Genomic DNA, 20,399 nt, shown 5'->3' with positions numbered 1-20,399 from the left:
TTTTAAAGATATTTTATCTTACCATCAACTAAAAATTTGACCAGCTTCTACGAAACAACAAATAGATAAGATAATATTTTATGCCAAATAAAAACTTAAGTACGACTTCACCATCATTATTGATTAACAGTTTAAAAAGCCATATTTTATCAATAGGAAACAATGATTATTATATAGATACTATAAATAAGTCTAACTCCATTCTAGATTATTGGCATTTAATAACAGAAATAAACAAATCCTTCGGTAATCTCTCATTTTTTGAAAATGGGAAAACTAATCATTACTTTAATAATAACCTGCACTCTAGTGATGTAGATGGTGAATTAAAAGGAAATGTATTTTTCGCCCAAGCTAATATTATTCCATCTAAACTCCATATAGATGGAGATAGTAAGCCAAAACTAGTTAAGGAACGTAAGACTTTAATTATGTTTAAACCGCATACTCATATTCCAGAAGAAAATCCAATTCAATTAAATATTTATGATAAAAATAATAATTTAATCATGCAAAAACCGCTATCTCCCCCATCTAAACTACCAAAAATTGCAGATAATAGTATAAGAGAAACTAATTTATTACCTCGTGATTTCAAATCACCGGTAAATTTCGACCTTGTCATGAGATCTAATAGTGAATTAATTGAAATATCCAAAAATCAAAATTACTTACACGAAACAATTTTAGATAATAACAAAATAAATTTAAAACTTAATCATAACAATATAAAAACACCTTTCATTCTAAATAATAGCATCAAATATAAAGGTAAAACTATAAAATTACACAACACTGACAATAACGATATTGAAGTTAATTATGGCAATAACACTTCTATACTACCGTCAAAATCATCCACCCTTTTTATATGTGATGAAAATGGACATTGGCTAACAAAAAATGATGCTAAACAAATAAAATATTACAGCCCCCCTAGAAAAGCACCCTCAAATACTCTTCCAATTATTTATTTTGAAATTGGAAACCTGCCAGATATCGATATAAATAAAATAGACGCAGATTTTTTTGAGAAAAATCTAGAAGAAAACTCCACCTTAAAAATAATGAAAATGGATTATGATAGAGTCAAAAAATTCACACTAAAAAAGAATAAAAAATTCACATCTAAAAAAATCATTTTCACATCAGAAGCTAAAGAGTCAACATTCATCCACACTACAAATAAAGTTTTCGAGCTAAAAAAAGACAGTGTATTATTATTCCATTGTAATTCAGATGGCAAATGGGAAAACATTCCTATTTCTTCTAGTCACACATCAAAAATCAACAACTCATACCCTAATAAATTTGATATAACTTTAGATGAAAATGAATTAATCATTGAGGCTTCGAAAAAAAAAATTATTTAAATAATCTAATAAAGAATAATGACTCAATAAAAATATTGACTAGTGATGGTAATTGGAGTCGTGACTTCACATTAAATAAAAATGATGCATTCCATAATAAGAAAATACTGTTTAGCTCTAATGCATCGTATAACAGTTACATTCATTATGGAAAAAACACTATAAAGTTACAAACAGGTGAAAACGTCCTTTTTGTCTATGATTTAGATAAAAAATGGATCCCTATTAATCAGAATAACAAAGAAAATTTCATTAGCAACTTGGAATATATAGATAAAACATGGTCTACTACAATCCCAAAAGAATATATCCATCCAGAAATAAAACTTGAATTTAATTATCAAGGTCAGAAAAGCATATTATCTAACATTGATGTAGGTGCACCAAATGAATTACTCATTAATACTTTTGATATAGGGTTGCTTACACCACCAAGAGATACACTTCTATTTCTAGATAAATTTGAATTAAATCGCCAATATTATCAAACGATCCCAGTAAAAAAATTAATTGTCTCCCGCTACGAACCTATCCATTTGTTAAAAGTGGTCATGCCTAATGGCCAAGTATTTACAGATAATGCACCGGATGAAGGAGGAGGCCATAGTGGCAGCATGCGAGAGTGGATCACTAAATCTTTTTATGCTAATGGTGTTAACACCGCAAATTATGGCATAAATAGTTCAGCTCCAGATGCTGATTCCTTTGTTCCAACCTCCCAGATAACTGCCTATAACTCTGTCGGAATGTATAAAAATGGTAGAGTCGTCCACGGCTGGTCTGGTGGTGGAGGTAAAGCAACATTAAATAGGACAGATAGTAATGAGCTTAGCCATGAATTCGGTCACAATTTTGGTTTAGGTGATTATCATGGGGGAGATGAAGGCGGCTCCCATGCAGTTGCAAATAAAAAAAATTCAACCTGGCTATGGGATTCAGATAATAACTATTTTATTCCCAATATATACCAAGATGGTAAATTAAATCATGACGCAATGAGTGGAGGTGAATTTTATGATACTCGTTACAACGCTTATACTGCTTATACGCCTAACTCTTTCATTGCAATTCAAAATAGATTAGAAAGTAAATATGTATTTAGTACAGAATCAAAAACAGGATATAAAAAATGGGATCCAAAAACAAAAGAGATGGTAGATGCATATTTAGAGCTATCACAATTCAATACCGTCGAGTTTACTGCAATAAATGGCTCAGATATTACAACTAACGATTTAAATTCACTATTGAAAAAAAATAAAAATATTATTATTTATAATGGAAATGGTTATCACGCCCCAAAAATTAACATTCCATTAGCAAATGAAAATAATAAAAATGCTATTTTAAGAATAGAATCAGGCGCAGATTACAATAGTGAGCTTCATATTAACAACAAGATTGAATTAATTAAAAAAAATGATTCAATTTGTTATATTTCAGATGGCTACACTTGGAATCGAAAAGATAACAATGAAACAATCCTCTATAAAGTTCCCTATAAACAAGGAGTACCTGTTGTGACCTTAATGGGGTTCTATGACCCTAAAGACGTAATCGATAGCTATATCTACCCTTCTTTATATGGTTCTTATGGTATGGTTTATAGCCATGATAAAAAAATAGACACTCAAATGCCATATTTAGAGGTTATTTTTGAAGATGGGACAATAAGCCAGTACCAACTTCATAACTTCCGTTCAAATGAAGAGATGATGAATAAATTTCATGTTAATATTGAGCGAAGTTTAAACCCCATAAAAGCTAATCTTTATATTAATAATAAAATTGTCCATTCTAGAGAAATTGAAATAAAGAAGAATAGACTCCTAACAACGATTAATGGTGATATTGCATAATTTTATCTAAGTTATCACTAATTACTAAATTAATTAGTGATAACTATATACGACATAATGAAAAATAAAATCTTTAAACGATCTACTCTATGCTGATTTAACAAGAGATAAACTCGCTTTTCTTGCAAGTAATCCAAACAAACAACCAACCAGCATAACTAATGCTAATGATATTTTTGGTGCGATAGGCAAACCGATTGCACAAAGTCCGAGAGTTGCTCCTCCTGCCATTTGAACAAAACCCACTAAGGCAGATGCGGTGCCTGCTTCATTACCAAACGGTTCTAAAGCATAACTGGTTGCCGTTCCCATCATAAAGGCCAGCCCTGTACAAGCACAAGCGACAGGCAACATATAGACTAACCAATGGCTTTGTATTTCTATCGGTAATACGACAAAACCTAGCAATAATCCTAAGCAGCCAAGTGCCATCATTGAACTACCAACCAATAAACAGGTTGGCCGCCCTATTTTATGAATAAAATAATTAGCGATATAACTGGCAAACATGATCCAAAAACCATTAACACCAAATACTATAGAAAACGCGAGCGGAGTTAACTGGGCATCCCCCATCAGTACAGTTGGTGCAAGTGATACATATGTTAATGCCATACCCATCGTGCCTGCGTTCACTAAGGCAAAAATAATAAATTGAGGATTCCCCAAAATTCGCCAATAGGTTTTCAGTGGGATAACTTTTGCTTTTGGCAAATTAGCTGGGCGAGTTTCAGGTAAAAAGGCAACAATCAGCACTAATATGACTAACGCATACAAAGCAAGAAACCAGAACGGAGCTCGCCAGCCCCACGCTTCTGCTAACAGGCCTCCGAGCAGCGGAGCTAACGCAGGAACAATATTCAATGTCCCATTTAAGAAGCCAAAGGCACGAGCCGCTTCCGTGCCATTCATACGGTCACGTACACAACTAAATGCCACCACCGAAGAACAACAGACTGCAACCCCTTGCAATAAACGCGAGGCAATAAATACCACGGGTGTTGTTGCTGCAATAGCAACACCTGCCCCAATGATGTACAGCACTATGCCCAAAATCGCGATAGGTTTTCGGCCATACCTATCCACTAATGGGCCTGAAATTAACTGCCCTAAGCCTAAAACTAAAATAAACAAGGCAATTGTAGATTGAATCACCGACTCACTGCTACCTAAATCCTTCGCAATATCAGGTATTGTTGGTAAATATAAATCAATCCCTAGTGGACCAAGTAATACCAATAAAAGTAATAAGATAAGAAAATTACGCATAAACCATGCCCAGACTCGATAAAATTAATTTTTAAAATATTAGATACAATAAATTATAGAAAAGCTAAAGCCACCGTCGAATTAATGATTTACTTATAATGATAAATTAAATATTTTATGGCTCTTCAAAGTCAAAAAAGGCGCTAAACCTAGCGCCTTTTGTGTTATCAAAAATTAATGATAACGAATTTTATTCCATCCACTCAGTGTGGAAAACACCGTCTTTATCCGTACGTTTATAAGTGTGAGCACCGAAGTAGTCACGCTGGGCTTGGATTAAGTTTGCAGGCAACACCGCTGAACGGTAGCTATCATAATAAGAGATAGCCGCTGAGAATGTCGGTGTTGGGATACCATTTTGTACGCCATAGCAGACAACATCACGCAGTGCTTGCTGGTATTCGTCAGCGATTTGCTTGAAATATGGCGCTAACAGCAAGTTGGCAATTTTCGCATCTTGGTTATACGCATCTGTGATTTTTTGCAGGAACTGAGCACGAATGATACAACCTGCACGGAAGATTTTTGCGATTTCACCGTAGTTTAAATCCCAATTATATTCTTCTGATGCTGCTTTCAGTTGTTGGAAGCCTTGCGCATAAGACACAATTTTACCTAAATACAGTGCACGGCGAACTTTTTCAATAAAGTCTTTTTTATCACCTTCAACGGCTTTCAGAGTTGGACCGGTTAATACTTTAGATGCCGCAACGCGCTGGTCTTTTAAGAAAGAAATATAACGCGCAAATACAGATTCAGTAATTAAAGTCAGAGGGATACCTAAATCCAGCGCACTCTGGCTAGTCCATTTACCTGTACCTTTATTAGCCGCTTCATCGAGGATCACATCAACGAGATATTTACCATCTTCATCTTTTTTCTTGAAAATATCTGCTGTAATTTCAATCAAATAGCTGCTCAGCTCACCTTTGTTCCACTCAGCAAAGATACCAGCTAACTCTTCGTTGCTCAGGTTCAAAGAACCTTTTAATAATGAATAGGCTTCTGCGATTAATTGCATATCACCGTATTCAATACCGTTGTGAACCATTTTCACATAGTGGCCCGCACCATCTGCACCAATATAGGTCACACAAGGTTCGCCTTCGGCTTGTGCTGCGATTTCTTTTAAGATTGGCGCAACTAATTCATAAGCTTCTTTTTGCCCGCCCGGCATAATTGAAGGGCCTTTCAGTGCGCCTTCTTCACCACCTGAAACACCAGTACCGATGAAATTAAAACCTTGTTCGGATAATTCACGATTACGACGGATAGTATCAGTGAATAAGGTATTACCGCCGTCAATTAAGATATCCCCTTTGTCCAGATGAGGAGTCAGCGAGGCAATGGTTTTGTCCGTCGCTTCACCCGCTTTAACCATCAACAAGATGCGGCGAGGTTTTTCCAGAGAGTCAACAAACTCTTCAATTGTATAGTTGGGAACTAATTTTTTCCCTGGATTTTCGGCAATCACTTCGTCTGTTTTATCTTTAGAACGGTTAAAGATAGACACTGAGTAACCGCGGCTTTCAATATTGAGCGCAAGGTTACGCCCCATGACTGCCATTCCGACAACACCAATCTGCTGCTTTGACATGAACAACTCCTGTCTGATTAGGACCAAGTCAGCCTCGACCGTGCTGACATTCTGTTAACGGGATCACATATTAACCTAGGATTGGGCAGCATGGTAGTTATTGATGCAATCGATGACGTATACAAGGCCATTTTTGTCAAGAATTGTCCAATTAGCGTGATTTTTTATTGATATTTCATTCAACAAACCGCATTATTCATTCGTCGGTATAAGCCGTCATATCAGAAGGTAAAACAAACTGTATGGAATGGATCGCAGATCCTTCGATTTGGGCGGGCCTCGCTACCCTTATCGTTCTAGAAATCGTTCTTGGTATTGATAACCTCGTCTTCATCGCCATTCTGGCAGATAAGCTCCCGCCAAAGCTGCGTGATAGAGCCCGTGTAACTGGACTTTTATTAGCCCTGATTATGCGTGTTGTGCTTCTATTTAGCTTGTCATGGCTCATCACCCTCACGAAACCAATATTAACTCTCTTTGAGCATCCTTTTAGTGCTCGAGATTTAATCATGTTGGTGGGTGGTCTATTCCTCTTGTTTAAAGCCACAATGGAACTAAACGAGCGGCTGGAGGGGAAAGACGAACACACCAATACTCAAAGAAAGACATCGAATTTCTGGGCTGTTGTTGCACAAATTATTGTTCTTGATGCCGTATTCTCACTGGACTCCGTGATCACTGCTGTTGGTATGGTTGACCATATCGGCGTAATGATTGCCGCTGTAACCATTGCTATGGTATTAATGATTTGGGCAAGTAAACCGTTAACTAGCTTTGTTAACCAGCACCCAACCATTGTCATACTGTGTTTAAGCTTCTTACTGATGATTGGTTTCAGCTTAGTTGCCGAAGGGTTTGGCTATGCCATACCAAAAGGTTACTTATATGCTGCAATTGGCTTCTCTATCATGATTGAAGTCCTAAACCAATTTGCCCAATTTAACCGTCGTAAATTCCTTAAAGGCTCACGCCCACTACGTGAACGTACGGCAGAAGCGGTATTACGTATTCTTAGCGGTAATAATGAGCGTGGGGAATTAGACCCGCATACTTCTGACCTTATCGCTGATAATCAATCGGTTTTTGACCCACAAGAGCGCTTGATGATTGCTCGTGTGTTAGGTATGGCACAACGTAACGTAGAAAGCATCATGACATCACGCCATGATGTGGATTACCTCGACATTAATAAGTCTTCTGCAGATTTACTGCAATTAATGGAGAAAAACCCACACTCACGTTTAGTTGTCATTGATGAAACGATCAGTGATGAACCTGTTGGGGTGGTACATGTAATGGATTTGGTTAAACAGCAATTAAAAGGCCAGCCATTAAACTTACGAGCACTGATTACCCAGCCATTGATATTCCCTGAAGGGTTGTCTCTGTTAAAAGCGTTAGAGCAGTTTCGTAAGGCGCATACTCACTTTGCCTTTGTTGTGGATGAGTTTGGTTCTATCGAAGGTATCGTGACATTGACCGATGTAATGGAAACGATCGCAGGTAACTTGCCGGTTGGTGATGAAGAAAATGACTCACGCCACGACATTCAAAAACTGGATGATGGTACTTGGATTGCCAACGGCTTTATGCCACTTGAAGACCTGATCATGTTTATCCCTATGGAATTAGACGATAAACGTGAATATGAAACGATTGCAGGCCTTTTAATGGAGCACTTGCAGCGTGTTCCTGAAGTGGGAGAGCAAGTCACTATCAATGGTTGTATTTTCCAACCATTGGAAGTCAATAGCCACCGAGTCAATAAAGTGTTAATCACGCCACCTGCCCCTGAAGGTGATGGCTATGAATTTGAAGATGATTAATTAGTTTTATTTCTTTACTACAATACCGGCCTATAGAGCCGGTATTTTTTTGTCTAAAAACCGCAGATGTTATCTCTTTACCCGTTAACAATAAAAACAGTAGCGTTTTATTAAAGAAAATAGCATTGAAACACTGAATAATTCGACCAATGAAATACAATTAACTTTAATAAAGGTCATATCATGACAAACGTAAATAATAGCTCAAAAACAGTACTGCGACCGAATCCGTCTGCGATTAAAAATACAAATAACTCACCGAAAGGCCTGAGTGGAAATACTCACAGCGTTAGCAATGATAATCAAAAATGCCCCATTACTACATCAAAAAAAACCGTTCATAAAAAAGATGTTAAACAACTAAAGAATGCCATGACAAAGCTGTTAAGTGATATTACTTCAAAAATTAACGATATTAAAAACAACAAAGCAAATGGGGCCTTCTCTCAGGATAATATCAGAGAGTTAGGGGACAGATTAGATGCTGTACAAAAAAACATCGTTACATATCAAGGTCTGTTAAATAGCTCTTCATACAAGCATCATAGTTCGAAGCAAAAAACACTCGATGATGCACCAGGTCAAGTAAAAAACCTGAAGGCTCAGATAGCAGAATTAGAAAAACAAGATAATGACAAAATGAATCAAACTCACCAAGCTTACAAGAATAATAATCAAAAACACAAGGAATTTCTGATGGGCAGAAAAACACCATCCAAATTTGAATAATAAATTATTACCATCAAATGGAGCCACCTATTTTAAGCGGCTCCATTTTTATACTATTCATATATGAAATATGCATTTATCTTCACAATGCATTCAATAAATCATTAAGCCCTTTATTTTCTTCTTTCTTTAAGAAATTACCAAGGGCTTCTTTGGCTTGAGTCCGTAGCTCATTACGCAGTAGTTTTTCCACATCTAATTGGTATTTTAAATTATTCCAACTACCATAAATACGCAGTGGAATGGTCATCGCTTGCAATTGCTGGACTAAACGTGAATCACCGCCCCAGCCGTTAGCAATATTAACCCCTAAATTGACATCAATGGTTTCATTAAGGATATTTATACGGCCTTGCCCACTAATATTCACTAAGGATGACATTGCATTCATAGAGGAAATGTTCAAATTACCTTTATTTAATTTCCCTGCTACAGTGAAGGAATCAACCTCAGTGACGTTACCCGTATTCACTGGTGCATTAATTTTATTGGTTACTCTGGAAACGGATTGCTGAATTAATAAAGGAATATTCAACCCCTGCAATTTTGCATTTCTTAACTCAAAATTAACAGGCCCCTGCCATTGATTTTTTACTGCATGGTCATCATAACCTACACCCGATAATGTAGCATTTAACGAAATTACCCCACTTAATTTTTGTGGCATATTGAAGGCTTTTAATAGTGGTGTTAGGTCGATATTTTTAAAATCCGGCCTTGCGGAAACGTATGCAGGCGTTGAACTGTAATTAAACGTCACTGGTAATGAGAAGGCACCACCAAATGCCTTACCCTGTAATTTTGAAACCGTCAAACGAGGTGTTTGGTTTTGTGCCTCAAAAACTACGTCACTAACCATCATTCCACGATAGATTAACTGGTTAATGGCTAAATTGATATTGGCGGAAAATACCTGCAAGCCAGATAAATCATATTGTTGAGGATTTGCACCAGAAATAACCGGTTTAACACCAACACGGTTATTATTCACCTCTGATTCGATACGGGTACTGCTAGGCACAGTCCCCAGTAAGTTATCTAAATCTAATTTTTCGGCCACTAAATTGACCATTATTTTGGGGGTATCGGCTAATTGTATACTAGCATCGCCTGACAGGGCACTTTCATTAGCCGTTATCACCAAATGGCTTAAACTTGCACTTTCTACTTTCCCTTTGGTGTATAGAAAATCACTTGTTATTTGCCCTTCAATTCCACTTTCAGGCAAATCAACACCACTCAATTTATAATCAAATTGCGTTAATTGCCCACTAATCTTTTGATTAATATCCGATAAATCGATATCTGCACGTAGATTAAATACAAACTCTTGTTGGTTTTTATTTAGATTTCCACTGAATTTAACAGCGACCTGTTTTTTATCACTTTTCTTCAGTGATAGATCAATGTTACGTAGGTTAAACTCATCTTTAGATGTTTGCCAAATCACTAAGCTATTAGAAATATTAATTTTTTCTATATCTAATAACCAGCTATTTTTCTCTGGTAAAGGGGAGGATGTAGGCACACCACCTGGCGCGACAGGAGCATTACGGTGAGTTTGGATTTCGCTATCTGGTGTTTTGCGGATAACAGCACCATCAATCACAATTTGCTCAACAGAAAGCTTGTGGGAGATAAGTGGCCATAATTCAACATCTAAGCGCATATTATCTGCACTTAGTATGGGTTTAGCGGCATTCGGTGCAGTAAGGGAAACAGGGCCAGTAATAATGCTTAAAGTTGGCCATACATGCCAACGCATATCACCGTTGAATTCAAGTTGATAACCGCTTTTTTTCTCTACCTGTTCAACAATATAATGACGAAAATCATTCGGGTTCACCAACATTACAAGTGTGGTTAACCCTGCAACAATTACCACGAGTAAAATAATCAGTGTCGTCAAAAAACGTTTCATCCTTCCCTCTCTTAAATTCCGCTTGCGCTCGCCACAAAAATGAACTCACACCTATCCCTGAAAATGGGCGGAAATTACCTGTTTAATCTCCATTAAACACTGCAATTTCCGCAAAGTTCACCGGTTATCAGTCTTCGCTGATACGGCTACCAACAGCACCTTGTTGGTTTTTATATTTAGCGTCTTGTCGGCTATTATAAGGGCGATCAGCACTACCAGATAACGGCTCAAAACTTAATGCGCCAATCACCATGCCAGGACGCAACGCTAACGGTAATTTACCTGAATTGTAGAATTCTAGCACGATTTGCCCATGCCAACCGGGGTCAATTCGATGTGCTGTTACGTGCACCATCAAACCTAACCTCGCTAATGAAGAGCGCCCGTCTAGCCAACCGACAAGGTTATCAGGGAGCGTAACAGACTCAAGCGTCACTGCAAGTGCTAATTCACCTGGATGTAGGAAAAAGGGCTCATCTTCATCAAGCACAATTTCATCACTCATGACGCGATCTAATGCGGCATTAACCTCATCTTTAGGGCCACTAAGGTCAATAAATGCAGCCGTGTGTCCTCGAAAAACACGGAATTGATTTCCTAAACGAACATCTGCAGTTGCACCATTGATTCGTTCAACTGGTGGGCGTGGGCTAATAACTAATTTACCATCATCCATCCATTGAATAATATCGCGGTCACAAAGACGCATGGTTGTTTCCCCCTTCATTATTTTAATTTCTGCGCAGTTTAATCTTGACAGAACTCGCCAATTTTCGCTTTCAAGATATCAATCGCAACACGGTTTTTCCCCCCGCGAGGGACTATGATATCGGCATATTGCTTTGATGGCTCAATAAATTGCAAAAACATTGGGCGAACCGTTTTATTATATTGGTCAATAACGGAGTCGAGCGTTCTGCCCCTTTCATTTACATCACGTTTAATACGGCGCATCAAGCAAATATCAAGTGGCGTATCGACAAAAATAGAAAAATCCATTTCACCACGTAAGCGCTTATCTGTTAATAATAAAATACCTTCAATGATAATAACTTTTTTAGGTTTAAACTTGATGGTTTTCTGTTTACGGGTATGAGCGACATAGTCGTATTGCGGAATTTCTACTGCTTGGCCACTTTTCAGTGATTTGAGATGTTCATAAAGCAAGCTGTGGTCCATCGAGTTAGGATGGTCATAATTTACTTTAAGACGCTCTTCCATTGGGACATCGGCTTGGTCTTTGTAATAACAATCTTCTGGAATAACACCGATATTATGATCACCAACCTGTTCCCTTAATTCACGGTATAACGTGCTGGCAATTAAGCTTTTGCCAGATGCAGAGGCTCCCGATATACCTACAATGGTACAGTGATGCGCTATGTCAGTCATAAAATGATAACCTGGTTAAATATTAGAAATGAAAATACACAACAACAAAATGTTATGTTGGCGGAATTATAGGGGGTAATGGCGTGTTGTTCCAGCATACCTCAACAAAGTTCGCTAAAAAAACACCCATTAGATAGGAAATGCCGTAAATCAAAGCGTACAAAATGTCATTTATACACTAAAACTGTTTTTTTCCTTCTAATACCGCAATGCGATTTTCAATCGAAGGGTGAGTTGAAAACACAGAATCGCCCTTATTAAAAATATAAGCGGCCTTACGGTAAGCTTGGCCTGTACTCGTTTCATCATAATCATGGGTTTCATGCTTCCCTGATATTTTTTTCAATGCGCTGATCATCGCTTGGTTATCAGAAGTCAGATCAACCGCTGCGGCATCCGCCATATATTCACGGGTACGCGATAAATAAAAATAGAGAATTTGTGTTATCCACGGTAAAACAAAATTCAGAACTAATAGGATCATTTGCGCTTTGTTCGCCGCATTATTGCGACTGCGCCCTGCTGTTCGAATAAAAATCTGACTAAATAAATTGGTCACGGTTAAAATCACATTCGCCAAAATCCCCACGTACAGAGTTAATTTTGAATCACCGTGAATAATGTGCCCAACTTCATGAGCAAGAACGGCTTGAACCTCTTGCCGATTAAGTGTCTGTAATAAGCCTCTTGTCACCCCCACAAGTACATTACGATTATTCCACCCTGCTGCGAAAGCATTAGGCTCGTCCGTTTCTAAAATATATAAGCGAGGAATATAGCCTAAGCTGGCACTTAAACTTAATTCTTCAATAATATTAAAAAGTTGCTTTTCTTGGGGGATATTCGCATTTTCTTGGGTGATTTCTCTGGCATTCATCCCAGCTAACATCATTTTATGGCCTCTAAAATGAATATAAATTAGCCCAAGGAAGGTTAAACCTAAAACAATGAAAGTGGCGATAGGTAATTCATGAAGTGTCACAAACATCATCGCATTGTCGACCAAATCCAATTGTTCATTTGGATGTGTTGCAATATCCGCCAGTAATCCAATGATTAGCATTAAAAAAATATAGCTCATCACCACCAAACGTGTGCGAATATTATTTTTACGAATGACGTTTCTAAAATCCATAATGTAACCTGTTATCTACTACTCATAAAATATCGGAACACCATAAGGCATCCCGATGATTTATCACTTCAAAGGTTTAAAGGCTTTTAATCAAAATTAATTCGACGTGATTCCTCAGTCTTAATGGTTTCTTCATCAAGACGCCAATATTCCTTTGAAATTTTTAAGCTAGGAATAATGCCAACAATGAGTGCCGCAGGCATAGAAGCGATATACGCATTATAAGTTTCTAATGAACGGTTATAACCACGTTTAGCAAATGACAATTTATTTTCTGAAGAAACGATTTCTTCTTGTAAATTTGCCATAATTGCATCGGATTTTAGCTCAGGATAAGCTTCCACCGCGACATTAATTGCCCCACTTGTTACCATTTTTGATAACGCATCTTCGGCTTCACGGGCTTTATCCCCAGTCGCCGTTTGTGCTTGCGTCCGTAGCTCAGTAATTTTACTGAACACCTCGCTTTCATGGCTTAAATATTTTTTAACTGTTGCCAATAAGCTATCAAATACTTTTCCACGACGATCTAATTGAACTGAAATTTCTGTTTCACTCGAAATAACAGCTTCTCGCAATGCGACGATACGGTTATAAAAATAAATAACGATCAGCACCACGACAACAATAAAAATTAAAAATTTCATAGTCACCTTTTCGGGTTGCCCGTAGAAAGAAAACTGATTAAATAAAAGATGTGGTTATTCTACGCGAACATGACTCAATAAAGAAATGTTCCGCAAACAATTCAGAAAAATAGAAGGTTAAAAAAACACGTTTAGTAAAGAAAAGTATCAACAATAAATAAGGCTATCTAGTGATAAACTAAATAGCCTTTTTTCTCTATAACCGATTAAACGGCGCGGAAAGAAATCTCTGTTGGGATTTTATCCCCTTCCCAATACATCAAAGCTGAAATACCCGAAGCAATTTCACGGTAGATATCTGCAAATTCACCTTCAGGATCACGCATAACAGTAGGCTGGCCACGGTCAAGGTCTTCACGTAAAGAAATATGCAGAGGAACCTGCCCCAATAATTTAGTATGGTATTTTTCGGCTAATTTCTCAGCACCACCAGTACCGAAAATTGGCTCAACATGGCCACAATTACTGCAAATATGTGCGCTCATATTTTCAACAACACCCAGCACTGGGACATTGACTTTCTTAAACATCACAATGCCTTTCATGGCATCGACCAAGGCGATATCTTGTGGAGTCGTCACCACAACAGCACCGGTTACTGGGATATTTTGAGAAAGTGTTAGCTGGATATCACCTGTTCCCGGTGGCATATCGATAACTAAGTAATCCAAATCAGGCCATAACGTATCTTGCAACATTTGCATCAACGCTTTGCTTGCCATTGGGCCACGCCAGACCATCGCGTTATCATCAGTCACTAAGTAACCGATTGAGTTTGTCGCCAAGCCATACGCCATAATTGGCGCCATGTGCTGACCATCTGGGGAGGTTGGGCGCTCTAAAGTTGTGCCTAACATATTTGGAATTGATGGGCCGTAAATATCCGCATCAAGGATCCCCACTTTCGCCCCTTCTTGTGCCAGTGCTAGCGCTAAGTTCACAGAAGTACTGGATTTACCAACACCACCTTTACCCGAACTGACGGCTAAGATATTACGAACACCATTAATACCCGGCAAATCATTTGCACGTTTTAATGTGGTGATGTCATGGCGCAGTTTCCATTCAACAGCATGAGCCCCTGTTTGTTGCTTTAATTCAGCAGTTTTTTCGCTAATTAAAGTTTGAAACGGCCCTTTCCAAACGAATGGCATAACTAATTCGACATGCAGCACATTGTCCAACATTGCACAATGATGTAACGCTTTGATAGAAATCAAATTACGTTGCAGTGTTGGGTGTGTAAATGAAGCCAAAACTTTGGAGACTTGTTCAGTCAGCAGTTCTGGTTTGTTCTGCTCGGGGGATTTATCGTTCATCCCGGCTCCTTTATTTATATTTTTGAACTATGTATATCCTAGAATAAGTTACAGAAAATTGGGCGGATATACTTTGACTGAGATTAATCATAACAGAGAACAGGAAGAAAGTTATTATATCGAGATAGGAAAAGCCACGAAGAGGTAAAAATTCTTTTTCAAACAAATTTCCAATTAATATTTTATACCCCTAGCAGCGATGGTTTTGATCGGTTAACATCAAAGACCCTTTTCAAATAATGGAAGTAAGAAAGTTACTATGTCTCAAGTCGCGAATAAATTACTGGTAACCTGTGCGTTACCCTATGCTAACGGTTCAATCCATCTTGGTCATATCCTGGAACACATTCAGGCTGATATTTGGGTCCGTTATCAGCGAATGCGCGGCAAAGAGGTTCACTTTATCTGTGCCGATGACGCGCACGGAACTCCAATCATGCTTAAAGCTCAACAACTTGGCGTAACGCCAGAAGAGATGATTGCGGCAGTGAACCAAGAGCATCAGAACGATTTTGCTGGTTTCGCCATTAGTTATGATAACTACCACTCCACACACAGTGAAGAAAACAAAGTTTTATCAGAGCTGATTTACGGGAAACTAAAAAATAACGGTTTTATTAAGAACCGTACTATTTCACAGCTTTTCGACCCAGAAAAAGGCATGTTCTTACCGGATCGCTTCGTTAAAGGCACTTGTCCAAAATGTAAAGCCGAAGACCAATATGGTGATAACTGTGAAGTCTGTAGCGCAACCTATAGCCCAACAGAACTGATTAACCCACGTTCAGTGATTTCTGGCGCTACACCTGTAATGCGTGATTCAGAACACTTTTTCTTTGATCTTCCTGCATTTAGCGACATGCTTCAAGCGTGGACTCGCTCAGGCGCATTACAAGAACAAGTCGCCAACAAAATGCAAGAATGGTTCGAATCAGGCCTACAACAATGGGATATTACCCGTGATGCACCTTATTTCGGTTTTGAAATTCCAGATGCACCGGGTAAATATTTCTATGTTTGGTTAGATGCGCCTATCGGTTACATGGGCTCCTTTAAAAACCTGTGTGACAAACGCGGCGATCTTGATTTTGATGAGTTTTGGAATAAAAATTCGAAAACCGACCTTTACCACTTCATTGGTAAAGATATCGTCTATTTCCACAGCCTGTTTTGGCCTGCTATGTTAGAAGGTAGCCAGTATCGTAAACCAACAAACCTGTTTGTTCATGGCTATGTCACGGTTAACGGGGCAAAAATGTCTAAATCGCGCGGAACATTTATTACTGCGCGTTCGTATTTAGATCATTTAGATGCTGACTGCTTGCGCTATTACTATGCAGCAAAACTGTCTTCGCGTATTGATGACATCGATTTTAATTTGGAAGATTTCGTCCAGCGCGTCAACAGCGACATCGTCAATAAAGTGGTTAACTTGGCATCACGTAATGCGGGCTTTATTGCTAAACGCTTTGATGGCAAATTATCAGCAAACCTTGCTGAGCCAGAGTTATACCAACAATTTGTTGATGCCGCTAAAGTTATCGGTGAGGATTATAACAACCGTGAATATAACAAAGCGATCCGTGAAATCATGGCATTAGCCGATATCGCAAACCGCTATGTTGATGAAAAAGCACCTTGGGTTGTCGCCAAACAAGAAGGTAAAGATCAAGAACTGCAAGATATTTGCTCGATGGGCATCAACTTATTCCGCGTTCTGATGACGTACCTGAAACCTGTTTTACCAGGCCTTACTAAGCGTGCTGAAGCCTTCTTAAATAGTGAATTATCATGGGATGCGATTAACACCCCATTACTGAACCACAGCGTCGCACCGTTCAAAGCGCTATTTAACCGCATTGAAATGGCAAAAGTTGATGCAATGGTTGAAGCCTCAAAAGAGAGCATCAAACCCGTTCAGCAACTTACGGGGCCACTTGCCGATGACCCAATTCAAGAAACCATCACTTTTGATGATTTTGCGAAAATTGACCTGCGAATTGCGTTAATCAAGCAAGCTGATTTTGTTGAAGGCTCAGACAAGCTACTGAAATTGCAATTGGATATCGGTGGTGAAACGCGCCAAGTATTTTCTGGTATTCGCTCCGCTTATCCAGACCCTAAAGCTTTAGAAGGCCGTTTAACGGTGATGGTTGCCAACCTTGCGCCACGTAAAATGCGTTTCGGTGTTTCTGAAGGCATGGTAATGGCAGCAGGTCCTGGCGGTAAAGATATCTTCTTACTCAGCCCAGACAGTGGTGCACAACCCGGTATGCAAGTTAAATAACCCATACTTGCTCTAGTCTGTTATTCATCAAAAGTGGGAAGCTAAATACTTCCCACTTTTTTATTGGCTTTTTATTGTGATCGGTAGCACAATAATAAAGTTAATTGTATGATGAATAGATATTACATTACAGGACCAGTCTCATGTCATTTAAACAGGTACTGATAACGGGATGGCAATATTTGCGAGCTTTCGCAATACTCTACCTTTGCCTGATTATTGGAAACCTTATCTCAACACTACTTCCATTCTCCATCCCTGGCAGCATTGTCGGCATGTTAATTTTATTCATATTGCTTGCGTTACAAATTATCCCCGCGAAGTGGGCACAACCCGGTTGCAGCATTTTGTTGAAAAATATGACCATCCTGTTTGTTCCTATTGGTGTTGGCATAATGAATTACTATGAATTACTCAGCCAACAAATGGTTCCTATCATCGTTTCCTGTGTAGTTAGTACCTTAATCGTTATGGTGGTTGTCGCCATCAGTTCCAACTATATTCATAAGGAACGCCCTGTCGTTGGGGCTCAACCTGATGACGTTCCTTTACCCCCCGAAGACCCAATTTCTTCGGTCATTAATAATGATAAAACTAAGGGGAATGAATAATGTTAGAACATATTTGGTGGTCATTACCGCTGACCATTGTGGTGTTTTATTTAGCGCGTAAGTTGTCGACCACATTTAAGTTACCGATTTTAAACCCACTATTAATTACTATTGCGGTATTGATTGCACTACTAGTGATCACGAATACCTCTTATGAGCACTATTTTGCAGGTAGCAAAATACTCAATGATTTACTACAACCCGCAGTCGTTGCGCTCGCTTTTCCACTTTACGAACAAATGCACCAAATTCGTGCCCAGTGGAAATCTTTATTAAGCATTTGTTTTGCAGGTAGTTTAGTGGCCATGTTCAGCGGTGCTGCCATCGCACTATGGTTGGGGGCAACCCCAGATATCGCGGGTTCTATTTTACCTAAATCAGTAACTACTCCTATTGCGATGGCTGTCGCTGATTCTGTTGGTGGGATCCCTGCGATTAGTGCCGCTTGCGTGTTGTTTGTTGGGATCTTAGGCGCCATGTTTGGCCATAGCTTATTTGATGTGCTACGTGTACGAACCCACGCCTCAAGAGGGCTCGCGATGGGAACCGCTTCCCACGCCCTAGGTACTGCCCGCTGTGCCGAAGTGAATTACATTGAAGGTGCTTATAGCTCTCTTGCATTAATGACCTGTGGGGTTATCACCTCGCTTATTGCCCCGTTTATATTCCCTGTCATTTTACATCTTTTTAGCTAAGCTTAATTCATTAAACCAATAACCAAATATATGGGTAAGAGGAGTTCAATAGCCTCTTGCTCATACGCACACTGATAAAATATGAGATATATCTCACAACAAAAGAATATGTTTCACGTATTACATCCAAAATGGTGACAATTATCACACATAGTTCTACGTATTATTGAATAGAATAAAAACAATTAAATAGGGAGAGTAACTCATGCATTCAAGATTTAAGGCCGCTTGGGCCGAGCTTCCAGAAAAGTTACAGTCAGTACTTAGACCTATCATTGATAAATCTGATTTTCAAGGCATGTTAAAGGCGGAACAAGTTGAACAGATTAAAGCTGAAACAAGTGTAGACGACGCTGAGTTAGCCTTTGCATTATTGCCTTTCGCTGCTGCCTATGCCCTCACTCCTATTTCCCATTTTAACGTGGGTGCAATCGCACGTGGAGCAAGTGGTAACTTGTATTTTGGTGCCAATATGGAATTTAGCCATGTATCAATGGGCCAAGTGATCCATGCAGAACAGTGTGCGGTGACACACTCTTGGATGAAAGGTGAAACGCAGGTTACCTCAATTACTGTAAATTACACACCTTGTGGCCACTGCCGCCAATTTATGAATGAATTACGTGAAGGTGGTAAAATTATGGTGAATTTACCAGGTCGCACACCTGCGGTACTACACCACTATTTACCCGACTCATTTGGGCCGTCTGACCTCAATATTACCACTTTACTGCTAGACCCTGTTGACCATGGCTATAAAAACCAAAGCCGTGACCGGTTATTAAGTGCAGCAATTGAGGCTGCAAACCAATCCCATGCACCTTATAGCCAATCCCATTCGGGTATTGCGTTACAGTTAAAAGATGGCTCACTGTTTACAGGCCGCTACGCAGAAAATGCCGCATTCAACCCAAGTTTACCACCACTGCAAGCCGCTTTAATTATGATTAACCTTGCAGGTAAAGATATTCACGCCATCGACCAAGCTAAGTTTGTTGAAAAGCAAGATGCCATTATCAAACATTGGTATGTTACCGAAAATACATTACAGGCATTGGGTTGCCAAAATATTGAATTAGCTTATTTGGATTAATTTTATATTTATTTAAATATAACGGTTATTGCTGGGAGCTTGAATAAACAGCAATAACCGTATAGTTGCTATTAGAACTTTAATCTTGTTCACAAAACCATTTACCTGCAAAGTGGCCATCCATAATAGAACTCACTAGTGTTGATTAATATATGCTCTAGTAAGTGAATTCATTAAACAATTTTTCTGTTTCATTTATCGTCTCTTCTAATGTAATAACTAAAGGGATCTTTCGCATTTTCTCTAGCCAAGCTTGGCTTTGTTGCTGTTTTATCGATGCAGATTGCGCGGCTTCTTCTTTCATGCCTAGCCAAATGCTAGCAAATAACGCTGATTCACCATTAAGTGATTTATTAGAAAAGCTATTTAATAGTTTCCCTATAATTTTATTCTGTTTATCTATAGATAATACTTCAAATACATCTTTAAATAACCAACCTTCATAAGGAATTCCTGAATTTAACATCGCTTCTTTTTTTATTTTAATAAATTCTTGATGCGTAATATCACCAATTGGAATGTTATCACTTTCTTTCCGATTTTTCATAATTCGTCCATATGCTAATTTTACTTCTTTTTGATACCGACTCCGTTTTTCACTGGTAAATGACTCACCCCGTGCCTTCATATGATTATTTAAAAATTC

The 20,399-nt window shown here is 38.5% G+C and carries 17 protein-coding genes; 8 read left to right on the top strand and 9 right to left on the bottom strand.

The window, feature by feature from the left end; all coding sequences use genetic code 11:
* The first annotated feature begins 80 nt into the window (after positions 1–80).
* Together M1F25_RS07280 and M1F25_RS07275 are read left to right on the top strand one after the other, a co-directional pair.
* Positions 81–1,373 carry a hypothetical protein gene (locus tag M1F25_RS07280; RefSeq protein ID WP_181489537.1) on the top strand — a complete coding sequence of 431 codons (1,293 nt, stop codon included), beginning with the start codon at positions 81–83 and terminating at the stop codon, positions 1,371–1,373.
* Between the two features lie 8 nt (positions 1,374–1,381).
* Positions 1,382–3,232, top strand: coding sequence for a M66 family metalloprotease (locus tag M1F25_RS07275; RefSeq protein ID WP_336298031.1), 1,851 nt, complete (start codon positions 1,382–1,384; stop codon positions 3,230–3,232).
* 87 nt (positions 3,233–3,319) lie between these two features.
* Here the strand turns inward: M1F25_RS07275 and M1F25_RS07270 are convergent, their stop codons facing one another.
* Positions 3,320–4,501 carry a multidrug effflux MFS transporter gene (locus M1F25_RS07270; RefSeq protein WP_181489535.1) on the bottom strand — a complete coding sequence of 394 codons (1,182 nt, stop codon included), beginning with the start codon at positions 4,499–4,501 and terminating at the stop codon, positions 3,320–3,322.
* A gap of 190 nt (positions 4,502–4,691) precedes the next feature.
* Positions 4,692–6,098, bottom strand: a complete 1,407-nt coding sequence (gene gndA / locus M1F25_RS07265) for an NADP-dependent phosphogluconate dehydrogenase (RefSeq protein WP_004256481.1) — start codon at positions 6,096–6,098, stop codon at positions 4,692–4,694.
* Between the two features lie 242 nt (positions 6,099–6,340).
* Between gndA and M1F25_RS07260 the strand changes: the two genes are divergently transcribed.
* Together M1F25_RS07260 and M1F25_RS07255 are read left to right on the top strand one after the other, a co-directional pair.
* Positions 6,341–7,924: a TerC family protein gene (locus tag M1F25_RS07260; protein WP_094960641.1), complete on the top strand. Its 1,584-nt coding sequence runs from the start codon at positions 6,341–6,343 to the stop codon at positions 7,922–7,924.
* Between the two features lie 183 nt (positions 7,925–8,107).
* Complete coding sequence (locus tag M1F25_RS07255; RefSeq protein ID WP_112307685.1) at positions 8,108–8,653, top strand: hypothetical protein; 546 nt, start codon at positions 8,108–8,110, stop codon at positions 8,651–8,653.
* Positions 8,654–8,735: 82 nt separating this feature from the next.
* Here M1F25_RS07255 and asmA read toward each other — a convergent pair whose 3' ends face one another.
* The 6 genes from asmA to apbC all read right to left on the bottom strand — a co-directional run bounded on the left by asmA (position 8,736) and on the right by apbC (position 15,067).
* Complete coding sequence (gene asmA / locus M1F25_RS07250) at positions 8,736–10,574, bottom strand: outer membrane assembly protein AsmA (protein ID WP_181489534.1); 1,839 nt, start codon at positions 10,572–10,574, stop codon at positions 8,736–8,738.
* A 127-nt stretch (positions 10,575–10,701) separates the two neighbouring features.
* Positions 10,702–11,283 (bottom strand): dCTP deaminase, encoded by a 582-nt coding sequence (dcd, locus tag M1F25_RS07245; RefSeq protein ID WP_004909269.1) that lies wholly within the window; start codon positions 11,281–11,283, stop codon positions 10,702–10,704.
* A gap of 38 nt (positions 11,284–11,321) precedes the next feature.
* On the bottom strand, positions 11,322–11,966 hold the full coding sequence (gene udk, locus M1F25_RS07240; protein WP_112307683.1) for a uridine kinase: 645 nt from the start codon (positions 11,964–11,966) through the stop codon (positions 11,322–11,324).
* Between the two features lie 178 nt (positions 11,967–12,144).
* Positions 12,145–13,101: a zinc metalloprotease HtpX gene (htpX, locus tag M1F25_RS07235; protein ID WP_181489533.1), complete on the bottom strand. Its 957-nt coding sequence runs from the start codon at positions 13,099–13,101 to the stop codon at positions 12,145–12,147.
* An 86-nt stretch (positions 13,102–13,187) separates the two neighbouring features.
* A complete protein-coding gene (locus M1F25_RS07230; RefSeq protein ID WP_004256501.1) occupies positions 13,188–13,748 on the bottom strand; it encodes a LemA family protein in 561 nt (186 codons plus the stop codon).
* A gap of 206 nt (positions 13,749–13,954) precedes the next feature.
* Complete coding sequence (apbC, locus tag M1F25_RS07225) at positions 13,955–15,067, bottom strand: iron-sulfur cluster carrier protein ApbC (RefSeq protein ID WP_004256506.1); 1,113 nt, start codon at positions 15,065–15,067, stop codon at positions 13,955–13,957.
* Positions 15,068–15,326: 259 nt separating this feature from the next.
* On the opposite strand from apbC, the gene metG reads away from it, so the two are divergent.
* From metG to cdd, 4 genes are all read left to right on the top strand, one after another.
* Complete coding sequence (gene metG, locus M1F25_RS07220) at positions 15,327–17,354, top strand: methionine--tRNA ligase (RefSeq protein ID WP_004256509.1); 2,028 nt, start codon at positions 15,327–15,329, stop codon at positions 17,352–17,354.
* A 143-nt stretch (positions 17,355–17,497) separates the two neighbouring features.
* Positions 17,498–17,965, top strand: a complete 468-nt coding sequence (locus tag M1F25_RS07215; protein WP_004256512.1) for a CidA/LrgA family protein — start codon at positions 17,498–17,500, stop codon at positions 17,963–17,965.
* The gene (locus M1F25_RS07210; RefSeq protein ID WP_004256514.1) at positions 17,965–18,660 is read left to right on the top strand and encodes a CidB/LrgB family autolysis modulator; all 696 of its coding nucleotides are present in this window, start codon (positions 17,965–17,967) and stop codon (positions 18,658–18,660) included. The genes M1F25_RS07215 and M1F25_RS07210 overlap by 1 nt, the downstream gene beginning before the upstream one ends.
* Positions 18,661–18,865: 205 nt before the next feature.
* A complete protein-coding gene (gene cdd / locus M1F25_RS07205) occupies positions 18,866–19,753 on the top strand; it encodes a cytidine deaminase (protein ID WP_181489532.1) in 888 nt (295 codons plus the stop codon).
* 157 nt (positions 19,754–19,910) lie between these two features.
* On the opposite strand, the gene M1F25_RS07200 is transcribed toward cdd, so the two are convergent.
* Positions 19,911–20,300, bottom strand: a complete 390-nt coding sequence (locus M1F25_RS07200; protein WP_036957927.1) for a hypothetical protein — start codon at positions 20,298–20,300, stop codon at positions 19,911–19,913.
* Positions 20,301–20,399 lie beyond the last annotated feature (99 nt).

The organism is Providencia sp. PROV109, assembly GCF_033681625.1.
GTDB lineage: Bacteria > Pseudomonadota > Gammaproteobacteria > Enterobacterales > Enterobacteriaceae > Providencia > Providencia hangzhouensis.
This window is presented reverse-complemented; position numbering and strand designations above follow the sequence as displayed.